The organism is Ralstonia pickettii (assembly GCF_001699815.1).
In the GTDB taxonomy this organism is placed as follows: domain Bacteria; phylum Pseudomonadota; class Gammaproteobacteria; order Burkholderiales; family Burkholderiaceae; genus Ralstonia; species Ralstonia thomasii.
In genome coordinates, this window is the sequence record NZ_MCGB01000081.1 from 12,691 (window position 1) to 32,369 (window position 19,679).

Here is a 19,679-nt window from a genome sequence, read left to right on the forward strand (position 1 = left end):
CTCGAAGCTCCGGATAGGGGGTCAGGGCATTGTAGCCTGACCGCTACAATCGTCCGCATCGTAAAAAAAGTTGGAGCAGCACATGGGATGGAGGTTCGATGCCTGAGTTGCCGGAGGTCGAGGTCACTCGCCTGGGCTTGCTACCGCATATTACTGGGCGACGTATCGTGCGCGCCGTGGTGCGCCATCACGGCTTGCGCTGGCCCGTCGATCCGGCGCTGCCGGAGTTGCTCGCTGGCCTGACCGTTACGCGTCTGCTGCGCCGGGGCAAATACCTGCTCATCGAATGCGTGCCCGAGGTGGAGCAGTCCGGCCGCGCCGCCGATACTGTGGGGGGCTGGCTGCTCATCCATCTTGGGATGACGGGCACCTTGCGCGTGCTGGAAACGCCCGTGCCGCCAGGCCTGCACGATCACGTCGATATCGAACTCGCCGGCGCAACTGGCGTACACGTCACACTGCGCTATCGCGACCCGCGCCGGTTTGGTGCCGTGCTTTGGCATGCAGGCGATGAAGCCGGCTTGGCCGAACACCCGCTGCTGCGCAACCTCGGCATCGAGCCGTTCGACGCGCGATTCGACGGCGACTGGATGTTTGCCCGCACGCGCGGGCGCCGGGTGGCCATCAAGTCGGCGCTGCTGGCCGGCGACATCGTGGTCGGCGTGGGCAATATCTATTGTTCGGAGAGCCTGTTTCGCGCCGGTATCCGGCCGACTACGGCGGCGGGCCGCATCAGCCGGCCACGCTATGCGGCGTTGGCCGATGCCATTCGTGCCACCTTGGCCGATGCCATCGCGCGTGGGGGCAGCACGCTGCGCGACTTTGTCGGCTCGGACGGACAAAGCGGCTACTTCCAGCTTGAAGCCTTCGTGTACGACCGCGCCGGTCTGCCGTGCCGCGCGTGCGGCACTCCGATCCGCCAGATCGTGCAGGGCCAGCGCTCCACGTTCTGTTGCCCGACCTGCCAGCGCTGATCGGCCTGCGAAAGGCATCGAAAGCCGCCTGGGAACGTGGCGCTGGAGCGATCTGGCCGCCATTTCGCAAGGTTTTTGAAGTGGGGTGTGGGGCCGCCGATGGCATCCCGCAACACTTACCTGCCGGGGCTGGGGAACCTTGCGGAAAGTTCGCCCGGAAGGTGGCGGTTCACTGTATCGTTCCACCTAAATTTGTGCATTTCTGTGCCGTAATTGGGCGGTAACAGCGATGTCGAGGGGCGCGCGCATTTTTTCGCGGTCGGGTCGCGCACACAATAAGACAGAATGATGAACAACACACTGAGCACACAGTTCGAGCAGTACAGCGCCTGGCGCGCTTCGGTACTGCAATCGGTGGGGGAATTCCAGGACTGGCTGCAAGCCCAGGAGCTGTACGACGCGCAAGCTGACATGCGCGCGCAGCGAATCCGCGGCGTCCTGCGCAGCGACAAGCTCAAGGTCGCCTTCATTGCCGAGTTCTCGCGCGGCAAGAGTGAACTGATCAACGCGATCTTCTTTGCGGATTTCGGCCGCCGCATCCTGCCATCGTCGGCGGGCCGGACCACGATGTGTCCGACTGAGCTGATGTACGACGAAAGCTATCCGCCGTCGATCCGCCTGCTGCCGATCGAGACGCGTCTGCACGACGCATCGACGGCCGATTTTCGCGATGCGGGCAGCCACTGGCTGTCGGTCCCTCTCGACCCGTCGTCGCCCGAGGGCATGCTCGAAGCGTTCCGCCACGTGGTGGAAACCGTGCGCGTGCCCAAGGAAGAAGCCGAACAACTGGGGCTCTATAACGACGCCGATCCCGACGCCGCGTTCTCGGTGGATGCCGCCGGCACGGTCGAAGTGTCGAAGTGGCGTCACGCGATCATCAATTTCCCGCACCCGATGCTCAAGCAGGGGCTGGTGATCCTGGATACGCCGGGCTTGAACGCCATCGGTACCGAGCCGGAACTGACACTGCGGCTGATTCCAGATGCACATGTCGTGGTGTTCGTGCTGGCAGCGGACGCCGGCGTGACCAAGAGCGACCTGGAGCTGTGGCGCTCGCACGTCGGTGGTGGCCAACGCAAGGGCTGCATCGCGGTGCTCAACAAGGTCGATGGCCTGTGGGATCCGCTCAAGTCCGAAGAGGAAGTCGAGAACGAAGTCAGTCGTCAGATCATGACGACGGCGCAGGTGCTCGATATCGATGTCGAGCGCGTGTATCCGGTGTCGGCGCAGAAGGGCCTGGTGGCCAAGGTCAGCCATGACCATGAGCTGCTGGCCAAGAGCCGGCTGCTGGAGCTGGAGTCGGTGCTGTCGGATCAGCTGATTCCGCAGCGTCGCGAGATCGTCACCGAGCAAGTGCAACTGGCGGTGAAGGATATGGCCACCGGTGCGCAGCAACTGCTGCAGATGCGCCGCCGCGATATCGTCGAGCAGTTGTTCGAGCTGCGCGGCCTGCGCGGCAAGAACCACACGATGGTCAAGCACATGCTGATGCGCGTGCAGGGCGAGAAGGAAGAGTTCGAGCAGAGCATCGCCAAGTTCCAAGCGCTGCGCACGGTGTTCGGCCGCCACAGCGCAGAGATCATCAAGAGCGTACAGCTCAAGCAGATCCGCTCGACCATGCGCGAGGCGCGCGAGAAGATGAAGGAGCGCGTGTTCTCGCGCGGCCTGCGTGACGACATGGACAAGTTGTTCGGCCACCTGACCGGCCTGGTGCGCGATGCAGCGAATCGCATTGACCAACTGCACCAGATGGTTGATGGCATGTACAAGAAGTTCAACGCCGAGCACGGCTTCACGCTGTCGCCGCCGCTGCGCTTTTTGGGCACGCGCTACGACGCTGATCTGAAAGAAACGCTGATGCTGGCGCACAACCACTTTGGCGCGTTTAGCTTCCTGACCCGCCCGAAGCCGCAACTCGTGCACGGCGCGTTCTCGACGGTGGCCAGCCGCGTGCTGGATACCTTCCAGGACATGAACCGCGACATCGAGATCTGGCTGAAGTCGGTCATGACACCGCTCGAAGCGCAGGTGCGCGATCACCAGAAACAACTGCGTAAGCGTGTCGATTCGATCGAGCGCATTCACGAGGCCACCGATACGCTCGAAGCGCGCATCACCGAACTGGAAGCGCTGCTCAATACGCTGGACGAACGCAGCGGCACGATCGCGCAGTACACCGATCGCATTCTCGCGGCCGGGACGATCCTGGAGCGGCAGTCGTTCGCGGCCTGACGCGCATCGTTCGTTACGGAGAAGGCGCCTGCGGGCGCTTTTTTCGTTCTGGTAGGATCGCCGCCAGCGCGCACGTTCCGTCCGCCGCTTTTCCATCACACGCATGACCGCCAGCCCTCGCCGCACGCGCCGCGTTGCTCAGCCCGTTCCCGTATTGCCGCCGCTTCCTGACGATTTCGCCACGCGCGTGATCGCCTGGCAGCAGCGTCATGGCCGTCACCATCTGCCGTGGCAGAACACGGGCGATGCGTATCGCACATGGCTCTCCGAGATCATGCTGCAGCAGACGCAAGTGAGCGCGGTGCTGGGCTACTACGCACGCTTCATCGAGCGCTTCCCGACTGTGCAGGCGCTGGCCGCTGCGCCGGCAGACGACGTGATGGCAGCGTGGGCCGGTCTCGGCTACTACACGCGTGCGCGCAACCTGCATCGCTGCGCGCAAATCGTGGTGGCAGAACACGGCGGCATCTTCCCGCGCGATCCCGACGTGTTGGTCGCGCTGCCCGGCATCGGCCGCTCGACCGCCGCGGCCATCGCCGCGTTCTCATACGGCGTGCGCGCGGCCATTCTCGATGGCAACGTCAAGCGCGTGTTTGCACGTGCGTTCGGCATCGATGGCTTTCCCGGCGACAAACGCGTCGAAGACACCATGTGGCGCATCGCCGAAACCGTGCTGCCGCCGGCCGAAGGCATTCAACCGTACACCCAGGGTTTGATGGACCTGGGAGCCACCGTCTGCACGCGCGGCAAGCCGGCATGCCTGACCGGCGAACGCGCCTGTCCGCTCGAATCGCTATGCGAAGCGCGCAGCACCGGTCGCGTGATGGAGCTACCCGTGCCGCGCCCGCGCAAGGCGATACCCGAGCGCGCAGCGACACTCGTCATCGCGCTGCACGCCGACGCGGTGTTGCTGCAGCGTCGTCCGCAACGCGGTATCTGGGGTGGGTTGTGGTCTTTGCCGCTGGTGGGCGAGATGGACGACGCGCTGGACGCGCATCCGCTGAATGTCGACACCGTGCGTCGTGCCGCGCAGGCATATGGCGCGGTCTCAACCTTGGAGATGGCCGGCGCGCTCACGCACACCTTCACACACTTCCGCCTGCAGATGCATCTGCTGCGCGCAGAGATTGCCTCGCCCGCTGCGCTTGGCGACGACTGGCGCTGGATACCGCTTGCACAACTCAATTCAGTGGGATTGCCTGCGCCGGTGAAGTTGGCGCTGGAGACGCTGGTGCAGCCAAGCCTGATCTAGCCAGCCCGGTCTGGCCAGGCGGATACGGCATCACAGAATGTGGTGTTGCTTCATGTAGCGATGGACGATCTCGATGCGCATGCCGGCGTCCATCAGTTCCATCAACTTCTGCTTGGCCTTGAGCGGCACCGGCAGCAGTTCGCACAGCCGATTCGCGACCCAGCTCGGGCTGTTCCACTCGTACGGTTCGACCATCGGAACGTTGCCGTCTTCGCGTGAGCCGAGCGTCGTGATGATGCGGCGAAGGGCGCCCACGCAATCGTCGAAGAGTTCGCCCTTGCAGTCTTCCACGTCGGCGCCGATGGGCTCAACCGTGCCGCGCATGAGGCCGTCTGGCGTCGTCTCGAACGACAGCACCTTGAAGCGCTGCGTGCCACGCACCTTGATCATCAGCAGGCCGAGCTGCTCCATATCGCATTCGACGATGTGGGCGATGCAGCCCACGTCAACCGGCACGGTTGTGCCGTCTGTCGTGGCGACTTCATTGCCGCGCTCGATCAGGCAGACGCCGAACGGCGTCTTGTCGCGCAGGCATGTGCGCACCATGTCCATGTAGCGGGCTTCGAAAATGCGCAGCGGGAGAAGGCCACCCGGAAACAGCACCGTATGCAACGGAAACAGCGGCAGCTCGGTGGGCAGCGGCGGCAGCGGCGAGAACGGAGAGAGAGCGATGTCTTCTTGCATGGACGGGCATTCAGCAGACGGCGGCAAGACTTTCGCGTGGCGCCGCGCAAGAAGCCGCATCCAAATGAGACTGGTCCGCGCGCGGGGTATGTCGGGCGCAGTTCAGCCGTCTACGGCCAATTCGCGGTGGCGGACCAACACATTACCATGCGCGCGGAAGTACGTGGCAAGCCGTTCCGCGATGTACACGGAACGATGCTGGCCACCGGTGCAGCCGATCGCGACGGTCAGGTAGCTGCGGTTGTCGGCGATGAAGCTCGGCAGCCACTTTTCCACGTAGGCGCGAATGTCTTCTGCCATCGCAAGCACCATCGGCTGACTTTGCAGGAAGTCGATGACAGGCTGGTCGCGCCCTGTGAGTGGGCGCAATTGCGTGTCGTAGTACGGGTTGGGCAGTGAACGCACGTCGAAGACAAGATCGGCGTCGGTCGGCACGCCATGCTTGAAGCCGAACGATTCGAACATCAACGTGATGTCGTGCGGCTCGTCGCTGATGAATTCTTTGATGTACGCGCGCAGGGCGTTCGTGCGCAGCGTGCTGGTGTCGATGCGGTGCGCTGGATCGGCCAGCGGGCTGAGCAGCTCGCGCTCCATCTCGATCGCTTCGATGAGCGAGGTGTCGAGGCCCTTGGCAGCCGCCTGCACATTGGCCGCGGTATCCGGGCGGCCGTTACGGATCGATAGCGGATGCCGGCGGCGCGTCTCGGAATAGCGCTGCACCAGCGCGGTCGTGCTCGCCGTCAAAAACAGCATGCGAACGTCGTGTTCCTTGCGCAGCACGGTGACCGTCTCGGGCACCTTGCGCAGCGATTCACGGCTGCGGATGTCAGTGGCCACGCCCAGATGCGTATAACCCTGGTCCGCCAGGTAGCGCGCCAGTTCGGGGATGAACTGCGCGGGCAGGTTGTCGACGCAGTAGTAGCCTGCGTCTTCAAGTACGTTCAGGGCGACCGATTTCCCTGAACCCGACATACCGGTGATGAGAATGATCCGCATGCCGCGAGGATAGCATCCCTGTGTTGCAAAGCAGCGGCCAACAAAAAAAAGGCGACCGATGCGGCCGCCTTTTTGAAGCGAGGCTAACGGGCGCTCAGCCGTTCGAGAGGCACGCTTTCTGGGCGTTCTTGTACTCGTCGCCCTTCTTGCCCTTGTTGGCTTTGGAGCAGGCTGCCATCTTTTCCTGCTGCGTCATCGGCTTGGCGGCAGCTGCCGGCTTGTCCGACAGGCAGCCTTTCATGAAAGCCTTGCGCTCGTCGCCTTTCTTGCCGGCGGCGTCCATGTTGCATTGCTTCATCTTGTCTTGCTGCGAATTCTTGGCTGCCGGGGCGGCAGCAGGTGCGGCCGGCGCGGCTGCGGGTGCGCTGCCTTGGGCGAATGCCTGGCCAGCCAGGAACGGGAGCGCCAGGGCGCAAGCGGCAATCAGTTGTTTCATCGTCGTGTTCTCCTTGGGTACCGACAGAAGAGCGGGCGGAGACAAACCGCCACGCTCGCGATGAACGCCGCCGCGTGCGTGCTCGGCGCATTCCCTCCCACAACGGAGAGGCAGCATGTCGGGTTGACGTTTCGCAGCGAAAACTAGGGTAAAACCGACCTGGAGACGAAACTTTGTAGCGGCTTTGTTAAAGCAGACGGCCCTGGGGCGAGTGGGAAGCGGCTTCAGCCTGCATGGCGGCTCGCTGGCGGTCCATGAAGTCGCGCAACGTATCAATGCCGCGCAGGCGCAGGATGGTGTTGCGCACCGCGGCTTCGACCAGCACGGCCAAGTTGCGGCCAGCAGCCACCTGAATCTTCACCATGTGGATTGGCAGACCGAGCACATCGAGGTACTGCGAATCGAGCGGCAGGCGCTCGAATTCGCCATCGTTGCGGCGCACGAGTTGCACGATCAGCTTGATCTTCATCTTCCGGCGCACCGCCGTTTCACCGAAGATCGTCTTGATGTCGAGCAGGCCCAGGCCGCGCACTTCCAGCAGATTCTGCAGCAGCGGCGGGCAGCGGCCTTCGATAAAGTCCGGCCCCAACCGCACGAAGTCGACTGCGTCGTCGGCAACAAGGCCGTGGCCGCGCGAGATCAGTTCCAGGCCCAACTCGCTCTTGCCCAGACCCGAATCGCCCATGATCAGCACGCCCATGCCGAGGATGTCGAGAAACACCCCGTGCATCGTCACGCGCGGCGCCGAGATGCGCGACAGATACAGGCGCAGATGATCAATGACGGCAGCCGAGGAAATCGGTGACGTGAACAGCGGTGTGGACGAGCGCGTGCAGCGCAGTTCCAGATCGGGCGGCGGATCGACGCCATCGGCCACCACCAGGAAGGGCGGCTCCAGCAGGATCAACTCGCCCATCTGGCGCTTGCGGTTTTCTTCCGACAAGCGTTGGTAGTAGGTGATCTCGGGCTTGCCGAGCACCTGGATGCGGTTCGGGTGGATGAGGTTCAAGTGCCCGACCAGGTCGGCTGCAGACGTCGCCTCCTTGGCGAAGTCCACGTCGAACGCGCGGTCCGCGCCCTCCAGGCCGGCGACCCACGAGAGCTTCAGATCAGCTGCGTTGTCGTCAAAGATCGATTGGGCGATGACGCCGGTCAGTTCCATAGCAGGGCACAGTGATGCCGACGGGGCATAGCGCGTTCGCAATCGGTTGCGCTTGCCCCCGATTGCGCCGCGATCAGGGCCGCCAGTCGGTCAGTAGCTGGTGAATCGCCTCGGGCGACGGCAGGGTGGCGAGGCCTTCGCGCATGTCCCGGTCGGACAGCAGTTGGGCGATTTCAGAGAGGATTTCCAGATGCTGCTGGGTGGCCTGCTCAGGCACCAGCAGAAAGATCAGCAGCGAGACAGGTTTGCCGTCGGGTGACTCAAAAGGCACCGGTTCAGAGAGGCGCATGAATGCAGCCAGCGGTTGCTTGAGCCCCTTGATCCGGCCGTGCGGGATGGCCACGCCAGCGCCCAAGCCCGTGGAGCCCAGCGACTCGCGTGCAAAGAGGTTGTCGGTGACCACTGCGCGGGCCACGCCGTGGTTGTTCTCGAACAGCAGGCCGGCCTGTTCAAATACCCGCTTTTTGCTGGTTACGCTGACGTCGAGGGCAATGTTCCCGGGCGGCAGCAGTTTGGCCAAGCGATTCATGTGCAATGCGTGAAATGAGCGGCGTCCTTCTGCACCAAGATGGCGCGCGGACAATGGGGTCATTATAGACCACGTGTCGCGCGGCTTTGTGCGGCGCACCAGTGGTGCACCGCGCAGGGCAGAGAAGCGAATCCCCCGGGGCTGCGATCAGCCGGTGCCGGCAATGTGCGCGCGGCATCGACCCTGTTTTTGCCAGCATCACGCCAAAAGCCGCGCCACGCCAGCGTTCATACTTTCGTCAGATTTTAGCCCGACTTAAATCCGTTGCAATCGGATTCGTCACGAATGCACCACGGCATAAAAAAACCGCGCCACCTCGGGGCGCGGTTTCTGTGGTGCGGTCTTGCTATTGCTGCATCTGCACGGCTTGAAAGGCCTGGTGCTTCATGCTGTCACGATCGTGCCCTTGCACGCGGTCCTTGTATTTGATCACTTGCCGGTCGAGCTTATCGACGAGTAGGTCGATGGCCGCATAAAGATCTTCATGGTGTGATTCGACGAAGACGTCCTTACCCTTGAGGTGCAGGTTGATTTCCGCGTACTGACGCCGATCCTTCTCCTTGTGGTTATCGACCGATAGCAACACGCTGACGCCAATCACCTGATCGAAGTGCCTGATCACACGCTCCAGTTTCGTTTCCACGTACTCACGCAAAGCAGGCGTGATGTCCAGATGGTGTCCACTGAGTTTGAAGTTCATAGCGGTTCTCCTTCTCAAGATGGGCCGCACCGGAACTGCCCGCGATGCGGCTATAAAGACTTGCGCAAATTCACTGCAGGGATCTTGAGGGCTTCGCGGTATTTGGCCACCGTCCGACGGGCCACCACGAATCCTTGTTCGCCTAACAGCTCGGCAATTCTGCTATCGGACAGAGGATTCTTCGGGTCTTCGGCTCCTACAAGTTGCTTGATGAGCGCGCGTATCGCAGTGGACGACGCGGCCCCGCCGGTTTCCGTCGATACATGGCTGCCGAAGAAGTACTTCAACTCGAACGTCCCCATCGGGGTCGCCATGTATTTGTTCGTTGTCACACGGGAGATCGTGGACTCGTGTAGACCCAGTGTATCGGCTATTTCCCGCAAAACCAAGGGGCGCATGGCGATTTCGCCGTGCGTGAAGAAGCTCTTTTGACGCTCGACAATCGCTTGCGAGACACGCAGGATCGTATCGAAGCGCTGCTGGATGTTCTTGATCAGCCAACGTGCTTCCTGCAGCTTCTGCTGCAGATTGGCAGCGCCCGATTCACCGCGGCTGCTGCGCAGGATCTGCGCGTACATGTCGTTGATGCGCAGCCGCGGCATGACGTCGGGGTTCAGTTGCGCCATCCAGCCTGCGCTTGTCTTGCGCACAATCACGTCGGGCACCACGAAATCCGCTTCGGCGCGGCCGAATGCATGACCCGGAAACGGTGCCAGTGAACGAATCAGCTCATGCGCAGCTTTCAGTGTGGGTTCGTCGACGCACAATGCCTTCTTCAAGCGCGTGTAGTCGCGCGCGGCCAGCAGTTCGAGGTGCTGATTAACGATGATGAGCGCCAGCCCTTTCGCTGGCGAATCGAGCCGATGCAATTGCAACGACAGGCATTCGGCCGCTGAGCGCGCGCCAATGCCGGGCGGATCAAAGCTCTGCAGCATGCGCAGCGCGGCTTGCAGTTCGTCGAGTTCGACTTCGAGTTCGGGCGGCAGGTCTGCGAGGATTTCGTCGAGCGTGCCTGAGAGATAACCTTCGTCGTCGAGCGATTCGATCAGGAAGATGACGAGGCCCTTGTCGCGCATCGAGAGCTTGAGCGGCGCGAGTTGTTCCATGAGGAATTCGCGCAGGCTTTGCTCGGCTTCGCGCAACTGCAGTGGCGCGCGATCGTCTTCGTCGGATTGCGGCTTGCGGGCGAAGTCGTCGAGGCTCCAGTCGGAGCGGTCGGAGCCGTAATCGCTGTCGAAATCGGCACCGTTGTCGTGGCCGTTTTCGTAGCTGCTGTCCGAGCTGTCGCTGCTGTCGCCGCCGTTGGGTGCGGGCGGAGGCGATTCGGTGGGCAGGGGCGTCGCGCTGTTGCTTTGCAGCGCGTTCAAGGAGCCGTCCGCTCCAATGCGGGCGGAGGTGTCGAGCCACTCGTTTTCCCGCTCCAGCAGCGGGTTTTCGGTCAGGGCCTGTTCAACTTCCTGCTGCAGTTCGATGGTCGACAACTGCAGCAGTCGGATCGATTGCTGCAACTGCGGCGTGAGCGCGAGATGCTGAGAGAGACGGAGCTGGAGCGACTGTTTCATGCGGGCTATTCTATGCCCAACACTTCGTCGATGGAACGGATTTTGCTTTAAGGTGCGCCTTTGCCACGTCCTTAAGGCGTAAGCGTGCAGCGCGGCTTACATCCGGAAGTTATCGCCCAGATAGACCTTGCGTACATCCTCGTTTTCGATGATCTGCTCCGGCATGCCTGCAGCCAGCACGGTGCCTTCGCTGATGATGTAGGCGTGATCGCAGATGCCCAGCGTTTCGCGCACGTTGTGATCGGTGATCAGCACGCCGATATTGCGGTCTTTCAGGAAGCTGACGATGCGTTGAATCTCGCCCACCGCGATCGGATCGACGCCGGCAAACGGTTCATCGAGCAGGATGAAGCGCGGCGATGAGGCCAGCGCGCGGGCAATCTCCACGCGGCGGCGTTCACCACCCGATAGGGACAGCGCAGGGTTGTCGCGCAGGTGAGCGATCTGCAAGTCGTCGAGCAGGCCGTCGAGGCGGCGATTGACTTCGTCTTGCGAGAGCTTCTTGCCGTTCTGCTCTTGCAATTCGAGCACGGCGCGGATGTTTTCCTGCACATTGAGCTTGCGGAACACCGAGGCCTCCTGCGGCAAATACGACAGGCCCATGCGCGCACGCTGGTGGATCGGCAGGCGGCTGATGTGCTCGCCGTCGAGCACGATGTCGCCGGCGTCCAGCGCCACCAGGCCGACGATCATGTAGAACGAGGTCGTCTTGCCCGCGCCGTTGGGGCCGAGCAGGCCGACCACCTCGCCGCTTTTCACGTCAAGCGACACGTCCTTGACCACCGTGCGCGTACCGTAGCGCTTCTTCAGATGGCGGACGACCAGCGTGCTGGAAGTCGTGGCCTGCGGCGCTGCAGTCTTGGGGGCGAGGGTGGTGGCGGACATAAGCGAAGCTGAAAAGGCAGGCGGTACGGATCAGGGCTTGGCAGCCGGGGCAGATGCTGGCGCGGCAGGCGCGCTCGTGCGCGGTGCCAGAACGGCGCGCACGCGGCCCGACGGGTTGGCTGCAGTGGCGTTCTCTGCGCCGCCCGAGGCCGTGTAGAACTCTTTCTGGCCGTCGTACGTGATTACTGCGCCGCGGATCTCGTCGAGCTGCGTCGCGCCTTGGAGGCGTTCCATGCGTGCGCGGGTGATCAGCTTGGAAATCTCTTGCTTGCCGTCGTATTCGATGCGCTCGCCCCAACCCTGGATGTATTCGTCGACGTTGTCGCGCTTCTGGCGAATGAAGGCGAGGTTGCCGGGCTTGGACGTGGCGACGGCGTAGTTGTAGCCCTCGGGGTCGGTACGCAGATCGGCCTGGTCGGAGCGCAGCACCATGGTGCCCTTGGTCAGCACCACGTTGCCGGTCAAGTGATAGACCTGCTTCAGATCGTCGTAGCTGGCGTTGTCGGCTTCGAGCACGAGCGGCTTGTCTCGGTCGGCGCGCTCGGCATGCGCGGGCAGGGCCGGGAGCAGCAGCGCAGCGACGATGGCGAGGCCGGCAGCACGGAGGGAAAGAGTCATGGGGATCACGTCGGAGAAGGGCGCGGTCGGTGGGCGTAGTCAGGTGTCGGGGGCAGAGTTTACTGCTTCGGCGCCCCCAGCCCTTCAATTCGGCCCCGCACATTGCCCAGCAATTGTACTTGGCGCGTCACGTTGTTGAAGGTGAGGCCGTTGGCGTTCATGATCGACGGCCCGCGATGCAGCTCGACCGGCTTGTCGGTGCGCACGATGTCGTCGTTGAGCAGCACCTGGAAGTAGGTCGAATCGGCCGTCATCAGCGGGTCCTGACGGGCGTCGGAGCCCTGCGCGCGGATGACCTTGGCGTTGTTGTACAGATCGACGACGGTGCCGTCGCCGTTCATCTTGCCGAGGTCTGCACGGGCGGTGACCTGCGGGCGATCGGGCGCATAAACGCGCAGTGCGGGATACGTGACGTCGTAGGTCAGGTCGTCCTCATAGTGATTCATGTGGACGCCGGTGAAGCGGTATTTGGTCGTGCCGGTCTCGTCCAGTGCGGTGGCCGAGATGCCGTCCATGGTGTAGTCGGCGGTGTGGCGCTTGGGCTGCGTGGCGGCTTCGTCGGTCTGCGGCGTGTTGACCTGCACGAGCAGGAACGTGACGCCGCAGACGATTGCCATCAGCAGGATCGGCAGCCCGCGCAGCATGATCTGCAGCACGGAGGAGACGAGGCGTTGGGAGCGTTCGCTGGCCATGGAGTCAGAAAGGTTGCGGGGCCTGCAGCAGTTGCGCGAGCAGGGCGTCGTAGGCGCCTTGGGCCTTGAGGATCAGGTCGGCCACTTCGCGCACCGCGCCGCGCCCGCCCGTGGCCTGGGCGACGTAGTGGGCACGGCTGCGCAGTTCGGCATGGGCCTGGGCAGGGCAGGCGGTAAAGCCCGCCATCGTCATCACCGGCAGGTCGGGCCAGTCGTCGCCCATGTAGCCGGCGTCGGCGGCTTGCAGTTGCGTTGCCGCCAGCAGGTGGGCAAACGCCTCGCGCTTGTCGGCTACGCCTTGGTACAGATGTTCGATGCCGAGTTCCCCGGCGCGCCAGGCCACGATTTCGGATTGCCGTCCGGTAATGATGGCCGGCGTGACGCCGGCCTGTGCCAGCAGTTTGATGCCGTGGCCGTCGAGGGTGTCGAAAGCCTTGCTGATCTCACCCTCCGGTCCAACGAGCAAGCGGCCGTCGGTCAGCACGCCATCCACATCGAACACCATCAGGCGCACGCGCGCGGCGCGTTCCATTGCTTGCGGAAAGCGCGCGTCGATGTTGCTGTGGACGCTGTCGGTGGGAAATGGGGCCAGGGTGATCATCAGCGGCGTGGGCTGGTCAGATGACCTTGGCCCGCGTCAGGTCGTGGATGTGCAGCGCGCCCACCAGCAGGCCGGCGGCATCGACCACCAGCAACTGGTTGATGCGGTGCGTTTCCATGACTTCGACGGCTTCAACGGCGAGCTGGTCGGGGCCGATCGAGCGCGGGTTGCGATGCATGACCTCGTTGATTGGCACGGTGCGCCAGTCGCGCGGGGTCTCGAGCAGGCGGCGCAGGTCGCCGTCGGTGAACACGCCCACGGCGTGGCCTTGGGCATCGACCACGGCGGTCATCGCCATGCCCTTGCGGGTGATTTCCATCAGCGCCTGCGACAGCGGCGTGTCTTGGTCCACGCGGGGGATGGCGTCGCCGGCGCGCATGACGTCGCGCACGTGCGTCAGCAGCTTGCGGCCGAGCGATCCGCCCGGATGCGAGCGTGCGAAGTCTTCTGCACCGAAGCCGCGTGCGTCGAGCACGGCCACGGCTAGCGCATCGCCCAGCGCGATCTGCGCGGTAGTGCTGGCGGTGGGGGCAAGGTTCAGCGGACAGGCTTCGACGTCGACGTGCGAGTTGAGCACCACGTCGGCATGCTTGCCGAGCGAGGACCCCGGGTTGCCCGTGACGGCGATCAGCTTGGCGCCCATCCGCTTGACCAGCGGCAGGATGACGTTCAGCTCCGACACTTCGCCGGAATTGGAAAAGCCGATGAAAACGTCGTCGCGGGTGACCATGCCGAGATCGCCATGGCTCGCTTCGGCCGGGTGCACGAAGAAGGCCGGCGTGCCGGTCGAGGCCAGTGTGGCGGCAATCTTGCGCGCCACGTGGCCCGATTTGCCCATGCCTGACACGACGACGCGGCCGGTGCAGCCGAGCACCATTTCGACCGCGCGCGCAAAGTCGGCGGACACCTGGGTCTTGAGACCGAGTACGGCTCGCGCTTCGATGTCGAAGGTTTGCTGCGCCAGCGCAAGCGCTCGGTCTGGATTGAAATTCGCTATCATGGCGGCGAAGTATAACAACGATTGACACAGTCCTCGGCCGCTGGCGGCGCGTTGGGACTTGACTTGCGGGGAGTGGGCGGAGCGTGCGGGCGCTCCGTTTTGCTGCGCCGCAGCATTCGGCTTCCAAATCTCTTTCTTCCCGTCGCCACGCCGTCATTTTTTGCTCTGCGGCGTCTCGCGTATCGCGCTCTTCGTTTATACCTTGGCATCGGTCTTGCAGCGCCTGCGTGCTCGTTTGCGCACGCACCGTCTTGATGCGTAGTTGCCGGCCCTCCTGTCCAACCCCTTTCGATTGGTTTTTTCGCGTCGCATGCATTCGCCGCTGGAACTCACCCTCGTGTTGCTGGCCGCCGCCGTGATCGGCGTGGTGCTGTTCCGCATGCTGCAATTGCCGCCGATGCTGGCCTACCTGGTGGTGGGCGTGCTGATCGGGCCGAAGGCGACGGGGCTGGAGTCCGATTCGGCCCAGACGCGCTATCTGGCCGAGTTCGGGGTGGTGTTCCTGATGTTCTCGATCGGGCTGGAGTTCAACCTCTCCAAGCTGCGTTCGATGCGGCGGCTGGTGCTAGGGCTCGGGGCGTCGCAGGTGGGGCTGACCATCCTGCTCACGATTCCAGTTTCGATGGTGCTGTCCCACTGGTACCCGCTGTCGTGGCAAGCAGGACTGGCGCTGGGTGGCGCGTTGGCCATGTCGTCCACGGCCATCGTCTCAAAAATGCTGGCCGAGCGTCTGCAGCTGGAGACCGAGCACGGCCGCAACATCATCAGCGTGTTGCTGTTCCAGGATCTGGCGGTCGTGCTGCTGCTGATCGTGGTGCCGTCATTGGGCAAGAACCCGACCGACCTCGTGCTCGCGCTGTCCATTGCCGCGCTCAAGATCACCGTTGCGCTGGTGCTGATCCTGTTTCTGGGGCAGAAGCTGCTGTCGCGCTGGTTCCATCTGGTGGCGGCGCGGCGCTCGCAGGAGCTGTTCATGCTGAACCTGCTGCTGGTTACGCTGGGCATGGCGGCGCTGACGGAGCGGCTGGGCTTGTCGATGGCGCTGGGCGCCTTCTTGGCCGGCATGCTGGTGTCGGAAACGCCTTACAAGCTGCAGGTGGAAGAAGACATCAAGCCGTTTCGCGACGTGCTGCTGGGCCTGTTCTTCGTGACGGTCGGCATGCTGCTGGACCCGCGCGTGGTCTTCGAGCACTGGGCGCTCGTGCTGGGGCTGGTGATGGCGCCGGTGCTGTTCAAGTTTGTGCTGATTGCGCTGCTGGCGCGGGTCTTCGGTTCCGGTGGCGGCGCGGCGATCCGTACGGCGCTGGGCCTGGCGCAGGCCGGTGAGTTCGGCTTTGTGCTGCTCAACCAGATTGACGGCATGCGGCTGATCGACCCGCTGCTCGGCCAGGCAATCCTGGCGGCCATGCTGCTGTCGATGCTGCTGGCGCCGTTCCTGATCCAGTACAGCGATGTGATCGCCATGCGCCTGTCGCGCACGGACTGGCTGATGCAATCGCTGGCAATGACCAAGATCGCCGCGCAGAGCATTGCCACCGAGCGCCACGTCATCATCTGCGGCTACGGGCGCAGTGGCCAAAACCTGGCGCACATGGTGGAGCAGGAAGGCATCGGCTATGTCGCGCTGGATCTGGACCCCGACCGCGTGCGCGACGCCGCGGCCGCCGGCGAGCATGTCGTCTATGGCGACGCGGCGCGGCGCGAGTCGCTGGTGGCGGCCGGCATCCATCGCGCAGCGGCGGTCGCCATTACCTATGCCGACACGGCGTCAGCGCTGAAGGTGCTACACCACGTGCAGGCGCTGGAGCCGACCCTGCCCGTGATCGTGCGCACCATCGACGATGCCGACCTCGATCGCCTGCAGCAAGCCGGCGCCACCGAGGTCGTTCCCGAGATCATCGAAGGGAGCCTGATGCTGGCCTCACACGCGCTGGTGCTGCTGGGCGTGCCCTTGCGCCGTGTGGTGCGCCGTGCGCAAGAGATGCGCGACGCACGCTACAGCCTGCTGCGCGGCTACTTCCACGGTCAGGACGACGAGGAAGACATGCTCGAGCGCGACGCCGTGCGCCTGCATTCGGTGCCGCTGGCCAAGGGTTCGCCCGCCATTGGCCGCAAGCTGGGCACGATGGGGCTGGAGACGTTCAAGACGTCGGTCACGGCGATCCGGCGCCAGGGCATTCGCGCGCTCGATCCCGATCCGGACACCGTGCTGGAGCTGGGCGATATCGTTGTGCTGCGCGGCACGCCCGAGGGGCTGCAGATGGCGGAGGAGCGGCTCTCGCCGCGTTGATGCCGCCGCTTACTTCACGAGCGATTCGAGCAGTGGCCCGCGTGAGCGGCGCGGCGGCGGGGCATCCGCCATGTTGGGCGGCAGGCCGTCGAGCACTGCTGCGGCATCGAGCGAGCTGATCGACACTCGCGTATCGGCGGGAATGCGCCCGTCCTGCTTCAACATGAGATAGCGCAGACAGCAGACGCGCAGGAACGATGCAAAGTTCGCCACCTCGCCGCGACGCTCAAACAACTCGTCATAGAGCTTGCTGATGAGCTGGTTGACCGTCAGGCCGTCGCGCTGGCCGATCTCCTCGAGCACCTCCCAGAACAGGCACTCCAGCCGCACGCTGGTCGCTACGCCGTGCAGGCGTAGCGAGCGCGCGAGGCTGTCATACGAATGGGGATTGGCGCGGATGAAGATTTCGCACATGGCCGGGGCTCCTGGAGTGCCCGGCGTGCGGGCAGCCGGATCAGTGTAGAACCCGCGTGCCCAGGACTTCAAGAAACTGCGCCAACCAGGCCGGATGTGCCGGCCAGGCGGGTGCCGTGACGAGCTTGCCGTCGGTGTGCGCCTGGTCAACGGGGATGTCCTTGAACGTGCCGCCCGCTGCCGTGACTTCCGGGCCACATGCCGGATAGGCCGAACACGCCTTGCCCTCCAGCACACCCGCGGCCGACAGCAACTGGGCACCGTGGCAGATCGCTGCGACGGGTTTGTCCGCCTGGAAGAAGTGACGTACGACCTCAAGCACGCGGGCGTTCAGGCGCAGGTATTCGGGCGCGCGGCCGCCGGGCACGACCAGCGCGTCGTACGCTGCCGGGTCAACATCTGCAAAGGTGGCGTTGACGGTGAAGCGATGACCGGGTTTTTCGGAATACGTCTGTGCGCCTTCGAAATCGTGGACGGCGGTCGCCACGGAATCGCCAGCGCGCTTGTCCGGACAGACGGCGTGCACGGTGTGACCGACCATCTGCAGCGCCTGGAAGGGAACCATGACCTCGTAGTCCTCTACGTAGTCGCCGACCAGCATCAGAATTTTCTTTGCCATCGCCGTGTCTCCTGTATGGTTGCGGTTTGCCCATTGTGGTTCGGCGCCATTCGGCCCGGGTGGTAGCCCATTACCGCAGACCACATTTCCTGCTTTCCTGTTTTTGCCATGAGCCAAGTCCCTCATCACCAGGCGGCGCTGCTGACGCCGTCGTCCGTTCCCGCGTCCACCGAACTGGGCGATGTGTCGCGCTACCTGCGTGACCGTATCCGCACGGTGCCGGACTGGCCGCAGGCCGGGGTGATGTTTCGCGATATCACGCCGCTGCTGCAGGACCCGAAGAGCCTGCGCGTGCTGGTGGACGTGTTCGTCCATCGCTACATGGGGCAGGGGCTGAACCTGGTGGCGGGCATCGACGCGCGCGGATTCATCCTGGGCTCGATCGTGGCGTATGAGTTGAACCTTGGCTTCGTGCCGATCCGCAAGAAAGGCAAGCTGCCGTTCAACACGGTGGCCGAGGAGTACATGCTCGAATACGGCAGCGCGACAGTGGAAATCCATGCCGATGCCTGCAAGCCCGGCGACCGCGTCCTGTTGATCGACGACCTGATCGCCACTGGCGGCACCATGCTGGCCGACAAGCGTCTGCTCGAACGGCTGGGGGCGACGGTGGTGGAGGGCGCGGCGATTGTCGACCTGCCCGAACTGGGCGGCTCGCAACTGCTGATCGAGGGCGGCCTGCCGCTCTTCACGGTCTGCCGCTTTGACGGACACTGAGCGGCTGTCTGCTGCCTTCGCGTGATGCGCTAGCCGCATACGCTCATGTGACAAAAATATGACGACTTGCTGCTGCGCGCAGTAGCATGACCCCTTCCATTTCCGCGGCACCCTGGGAGACGTCGATGCCTCACGTATGGCTGTTCCTGCTGACCTCGATTGCGATCACGGTGATGCCCGGGCCGGACAATTTGCAGGTGATTGCACGCGGCGCGAGCCAAGGCCGCAAGGCTGGGCTGACGGCGGCGGCGGGATTTGCGTCGGGCTGCCTGTTTCATACGACGCTGGCCGCACTCGGGCTGGCTGCGGTGCTGCAATCGTCGCCCGTGGCGTTCCAGGCGATCCGGTGGCTGGGCGCGGCGTATCTCATCTGGCTGGGCATCCAGGCGCTGCGCAGCAAGGGCGGCGGCCTGGGTCATGCTGGACCGCAGGCGGCCCCGGGCCTCTGGCAGGTGTATCGCCAGAGTGTCTTTGCGAATCTGCTCAATCCGAAGGTGACGCTGTTCTTCGTGGTGTTCCTGCCGCAGTTCGTCGATGCGCAGGCCGGCCATGCGGCGCTGCGAATGCTGCTGCTGGGCGGCGTGTTCATGGCGCAGACCATCGTGGTGTTCAGCGCGTACGGCTGGTGCGCGGCGGCGCTGGGCGGCTGGATGCGCCGTACGCCGCGCGCATCGCTGTGGCTCGATCGCTTGAGCGGTTGCATCTTCATCGGGTTGGGCTTGCGCGTGGCCCTGACCAAATAAGCAAACGCCCGGATCCCCCGGGCGTTTGACTTAGAGCTTGTAGCCGATCTGCCGCAGCAGGTCCTTGCGCCAAGCGATGTCGGCATCGGTTTCGACACCCAGCGGCGAGGCGCCGTCCACCACGCCGAGCACGCCGCGCCCCAGCTCCGTCTGCGCGACGATCACCTGCGTCGGATTGGCTGTGGCGCAGTAGATGCGGCACACCTCCGGTACCGCGCGCACGGCAGCCAGCACATTGACGGGAAAGAACCCGTCACCCAGGAAGATCAAAAAGGTATGGCCCGCGCCAATGGCGAGCGCGTTGTCACGCGCGAGCTGAAGAGCGGTTTCGTCATTGCCTGACCAGCGCACGAGCCGCTTGCCCGATGCCTCGCAGAACGCAATGCCGAAGCGGATACCCGGCACCGCGCCCACGAGCGCCTCGTGGAGGTCTTCCACGGTCTTGATGAAATGCGACTGGCCGAAGATGAAGTTGGTCGCCTCCGGCTTGACGATGGGCACCACGGTGAGGTCCATGGCGACGCTCCTGTGCGACGATGGGAACGCTCTTCATCGTAGGGCGCAGCGGCTTGA

At 63.9% G+C, this 19,679-nt stretch carries 21 protein-coding genes; 6 read left to right on the forward strand and 15 right to left on the reverse strand.

Annotated elements, in window-relative coordinates; translation table 11 throughout:
- Window positions 1–98 precede the first annotated feature (98 nt).
- The 3 genes from mutM to mutY all read left to right on the forward strand — a co-directional run bounded on the left by mutM (window position 99) and on the right by mutY (window position 4,458).
- Window positions 99–974 carry a bifunctional DNA-formamidopyrimidine glycosylase/DNA-(apurinic or apyrimidinic site) lyase gene (gene mutM / locus BEK68_RS16555; protein WP_009239184.1) on the forward strand — a complete coding sequence of 292 codons (876 nt, stop codon included), beginning with the start codon at window positions 99–101 and terminating at the stop codon, window positions 972–974.
- Window positions 975–1,262: 288 nt separating this feature from the next.
- Window positions 1,263–3,206, forward strand: coding sequence for a dynamin-like GTPase family protein (locus BEK68_RS16560; protein WP_004633404.1), 1,944 nt, complete (start codon window positions 1,263–1,265; stop codon window positions 3,204–3,206).
- Window positions 3,207–3,309: 103 nt separating this feature from the next.
- Window positions 3,310–4,458 carry an A/G-specific adenine glycosylase gene (gene mutY / locus BEK68_RS16565; protein ID WP_009239183.1) on the forward strand — a complete coding sequence of 383 codons (1,149 nt, stop codon included), beginning with the start codon at window positions 3,310–3,312 and terminating at the stop codon, window positions 4,456–4,458.
- A gap of 30 nt (window positions 4,459–4,488) precedes the next feature.
- Here mutY and BEK68_RS16570 read toward each other — a convergent pair whose 3' ends face one another.
- From BEK68_RS16570 to BEK68_RS16625, 12 genes are all read right to left on the reverse strand, one after another.
- Window positions 4,489–5,142 carry an LON peptidase substrate-binding domain-containing protein gene (locus BEK68_RS16570; protein WP_004633400.1) on the reverse strand — a complete coding sequence of 218 codons (654 nt, stop codon included), beginning with the start codon at window positions 5,140–5,142 and terminating at the stop codon, window positions 4,489–4,491.
- A gap of 102 nt (window positions 5,143–5,244) precedes the next feature.
- Window positions 5,245–6,138 (reverse strand): RNase adapter RapZ, encoded by an 894-nt coding sequence (rapZ, locus tag BEK68_RS16575; protein ID WP_004633398.1) that lies wholly within the window; start codon window positions 6,136–6,138, stop codon window positions 5,245–5,247.
- Window positions 6,139–6,232: 94 nt separating this feature from the next.
- A complete protein-coding gene (locus BEK68_RS16580) occupies window positions 6,233–6,574 on the reverse strand; it encodes a PsiF family protein (RefSeq protein WP_004633396.1) in 342 nt (113 codons plus the stop codon).
- A gap of 187 nt (window positions 6,575–6,761) precedes the next feature.
- Complete coding sequence (gene hprK / locus BEK68_RS16585) at window positions 6,762–7,736, reverse strand: HPr(Ser) kinase/phosphatase (RefSeq protein ID WP_004633393.1); 975 nt, start codon at window positions 7,734–7,736, stop codon at window positions 6,762–6,764.
- A 73-nt stretch (window positions 7,737–7,809) separates the two neighbouring features.
- Window positions 7,810–8,265, reverse strand: coding sequence for a PTS IIA-like nitrogen regulatory protein PtsN (ptsN, locus tag BEK68_RS16590; RefSeq protein ID WP_004633390.1), 456 nt, complete (start codon window positions 8,263–8,265; stop codon window positions 7,810–7,812).
- A 346-nt stretch (window positions 8,266–8,611) separates the two neighbouring features.
- Window positions 8,612–8,965 (reverse strand): ribosome hibernation-promoting factor, HPF/YfiA family, encoded by a 354-nt coding sequence (gene hpf / locus BEK68_RS16595; protein WP_004633388.1) that lies wholly within the window; start codon window positions 8,963–8,965, stop codon window positions 8,612–8,614.
- 50 nt (window positions 8,966–9,015) lie between these two features.
- Entirely contained in the window at window positions 9,016–10,527 is a 1,512-nt protein-coding gene (locus BEK68_RS16600) for an RNA polymerase factor sigma-54 (RefSeq protein WP_009239182.1), read from the reverse strand.
- Window positions 10,528–10,623: 96 nt separating this feature from the next.
- Entirely contained in the window at window positions 10,624–11,412 is a 789-nt protein-coding gene (gene lptB, locus BEK68_RS16605; RefSeq protein ID WP_004633384.1) for an LPS export ABC transporter ATP-binding protein, read from the reverse strand.
- 30 nt (window positions 11,413–11,442) lie between these two features.
- Entirely contained in the window at window positions 11,443–12,030 is a 588-nt protein-coding gene (gene lptA, locus BEK68_RS16610; protein ID WP_004633383.1) for a lipopolysaccharide transport periplasmic protein LptA, read from the reverse strand.
- A gap of 59 nt (window positions 12,031–12,089) precedes the next feature.
- Window positions 12,090–12,722 (reverse strand): LPS export ABC transporter periplasmic protein LptC, encoded by a 633-nt coding sequence (gene lptC, locus BEK68_RS16615; protein WP_004633381.1) that lies wholly within the window; start codon window positions 12,720–12,722, stop codon window positions 12,090–12,092.
- 4 nt (window positions 12,723–12,726) lie between these two features.
- Window positions 12,727–13,323 carry a KdsC family phosphatase gene (locus tag BEK68_RS16620; RefSeq protein ID WP_009239181.1) on the reverse strand — a complete coding sequence of 199 codons (597 nt, stop codon included), beginning with the start codon at window positions 13,321–13,323 and terminating at the stop codon, window positions 12,727–12,729.
- Between the two features lie 16 nt (window positions 13,324–13,339).
- A complete protein-coding gene (locus BEK68_RS16625) occupies window positions 13,340–14,323 on the reverse strand; it encodes a KpsF/GutQ family sugar-phosphate isomerase (RefSeq protein WP_009239180.1) in 984 nt (327 codons plus the stop codon).
- Window positions 14,324–14,633: 310 nt separating this feature from the next.
- Here BEK68_RS16625 and BEK68_RS16630 point away from each other — a divergent pair, with 310 nt between their 5' ends.
- Window positions 14,634–16,613 carry a monovalent cation:proton antiporter family protein gene (locus BEK68_RS16630; protein ID WP_004633374.1) on the forward strand — a complete coding sequence of 660 codons (1,980 nt, stop codon included), beginning with the start codon at window positions 14,634–14,636 and terminating at the stop codon, window positions 16,611–16,613.
- A gap of 9 nt (window positions 16,614–16,622) precedes the next feature.
- Here the strand turns inward: BEK68_RS16630 and BEK68_RS16635 are convergent, their stop codons facing one another.
- Together BEK68_RS16635 and BEK68_RS16640 are read right to left on the reverse strand one after the other, a co-directional pair.
- A complete protein-coding gene (locus BEK68_RS16635) occupies window positions 16,623–17,027 on the reverse strand; it encodes a ribbon-helix-helix domain-containing protein (protein ID WP_004633372.1) in 405 nt (134 codons plus the stop codon).
- Between the two features lie 40 nt (window positions 17,028–17,067).
- On the reverse strand, window positions 17,068–17,646 hold the full coding sequence (locus BEK68_RS16640; RefSeq protein WP_004633369.1) for a DJ-1/PfpI family protein: 579 nt from the start codon (window positions 17,644–17,646) through the stop codon (window positions 17,068–17,070).
- A 108-nt stretch (window positions 17,647–17,754) separates the two neighbouring features.
- Here BEK68_RS16640 and BEK68_RS16645 point away from each other — a divergent pair, with 108 nt between their 5' ends.
- Together BEK68_RS16645 and BEK68_RS16650 are read left to right on the forward strand one after the other, a co-directional pair.
- Complete coding sequence (locus BEK68_RS16645; RefSeq protein WP_009239179.1) at window positions 17,755–18,363, forward strand: adenine phosphoribosyltransferase; 609 nt, start codon at window positions 17,755–17,757, stop codon at window positions 18,361–18,363.
- 125 nt (window positions 18,364–18,488) lie between these two features.
- Window positions 18,489–19,106, forward strand: coding sequence for a LysE family translocator (locus BEK68_RS16650; RefSeq protein ID WP_009239178.1), 618 nt, complete (start codon window positions 18,489–18,491; stop codon window positions 19,104–19,106).
- A gap of 30 nt (window positions 19,107–19,136) precedes the next feature.
- Here the strand turns inward: BEK68_RS16650 and BEK68_RS16655 are convergent, their stop codons facing one another.
- The gene (locus tag BEK68_RS16655) at window positions 19,137–19,622 is read right to left on the reverse strand and encodes an adenosine-specific kinase (protein WP_004633365.1); all 486 of its coding nucleotides are present in this window, start codon (window positions 19,620–19,622) and stop codon (window positions 19,137–19,139) included.
- Window positions 19,623–19,679 lie beyond the last annotated feature (57 nt).

Coding starts and splice junctions, on each gene's coding strand:
- mutM (WP_009239184.1), top strand. CDS start 99: ATGCCTGAGTTGCCGGAGGTCGAGGTCACTCGCCTGGGCTTGCTACCG.
- BEK68_RS16560 (WP_004633404.1), top strand. CDS start 1,263: ATGAACAACACACTGAGCACACAGTTCGAGCAGTACAGCGCCTGGCGC.
- mutY (WP_009239183.1), top strand. CDS start 3,310: ATGACCGCCAGCCCTCGCCGCACGCGCCGCGTTGCTCAGCCCGTTCCC.
- BEK68_RS16570 (WP_004633400.1), bottom strand. CDS start 5,142: ATGCAAGAAGACATCGCTCTCTCTCCGTTCTCGCCGCTGCCGCCGCTG.
- rapZ (WP_004633398.1), bottom strand. CDS start 6,138: ATGCGGATCATTCTCATCACCGGTATGTCGGGTTCAGGGAAATCGGTC.
- BEK68_RS16580 (WP_004633396.1), bottom strand. CDS start 6,574: ATGAAACAACTGATTGCCGCTTGCGCCCTGGCGCTCCCGTTCCTGGCT.
- hprK (WP_004633393.1), bottom strand. CDS start 7,736: ATGGAACTGACCGGCGTCATCGCCCAATCGATCTTTGACGACAACGCA.
- ptsN (WP_004633390.1), bottom strand. CDS start 8,265: ATGAATCGCTTGGCCAAACTGCTGCCGCCCGGGAACATTGCCCTCGAC.
- hpf (WP_004633388.1), bottom strand. CDS start 8,965: ATGAACTTCAAACTCAGTGGACACCATCTGGACATCACGCCTGCTTTG.
- BEK68_RS16600 (WP_009239182.1), bottom strand. CDS start 10,527: ATGAAACAGTCGCTCCAGCTCCGTCTCTCTCAGCATCTCGCGCTCACG.
- lptB (WP_004633384.1), bottom strand. CDS start 11,412: ATGTCCGCCACCACCCTCGCCCCCAAGACTGCAGCGCCGCAGGCCACG.
- lptA (WP_004633383.1), bottom strand. CDS start 12,030: ATGACTCTTTCCCTCCGTGCTGCCGGCCTCGCCATCGTCGCTGCGCTG.
- lptC (WP_004633381.1), bottom strand. CDS start 12,722: ATGGCCAGCGAACGCTCCCAACGCCTCGTCTCCTCCGTGCTGCAGATC.
- BEK68_RS16620 (WP_009239181.1), bottom strand. CDS start 13,323: ATGATCACCCTGGCCCCATTTCCCACCGACAGCGTCCACAGCAACATC.
- BEK68_RS16625 (WP_009239180.1), bottom strand. CDS start 14,323: ATGATAGCGAATTTCAATCCAGACCGAGCGCTTGCGCTGGCGCAGCAA.
- BEK68_RS16630 (WP_004633374.1), top strand. CDS start 14,634: ATGCATTCGCCGCTGGAACTCACCCTCGTGTTGCTGGCCGCCGCCGTG.
- BEK68_RS16635 (WP_004633372.1), bottom strand. CDS start 17,027: ATGTGCGAAATCTTCATCCGCGCCAATCCCCATTCGTATGACAGCCTC.
- BEK68_RS16640 (WP_004633369.1), bottom strand. CDS start 17,646: ATGGCAAAGAAAATTCTGATGCTGGTCGGCGACTACGTAGAGGACTAC.
- BEK68_RS16645 (WP_009239179.1), top strand. CDS start 17,755: ATGAGCCAAGTCCCTCATCACCAGGCGGCGCTGCTGACGCCGTCGTCC.
- BEK68_RS16650 (WP_009239178.1), top strand. CDS start 18,489: ATGCCTCACGTATGGCTGTTCCTGCTGACCTCGATTGCGATCACGGTG.
- BEK68_RS16655 (WP_004633365.1), bottom strand. CDS start 19,622: ATGGACCTCACCGTGGTGCCCATCGTCAAGCCGGAGGCGACCAACTTC.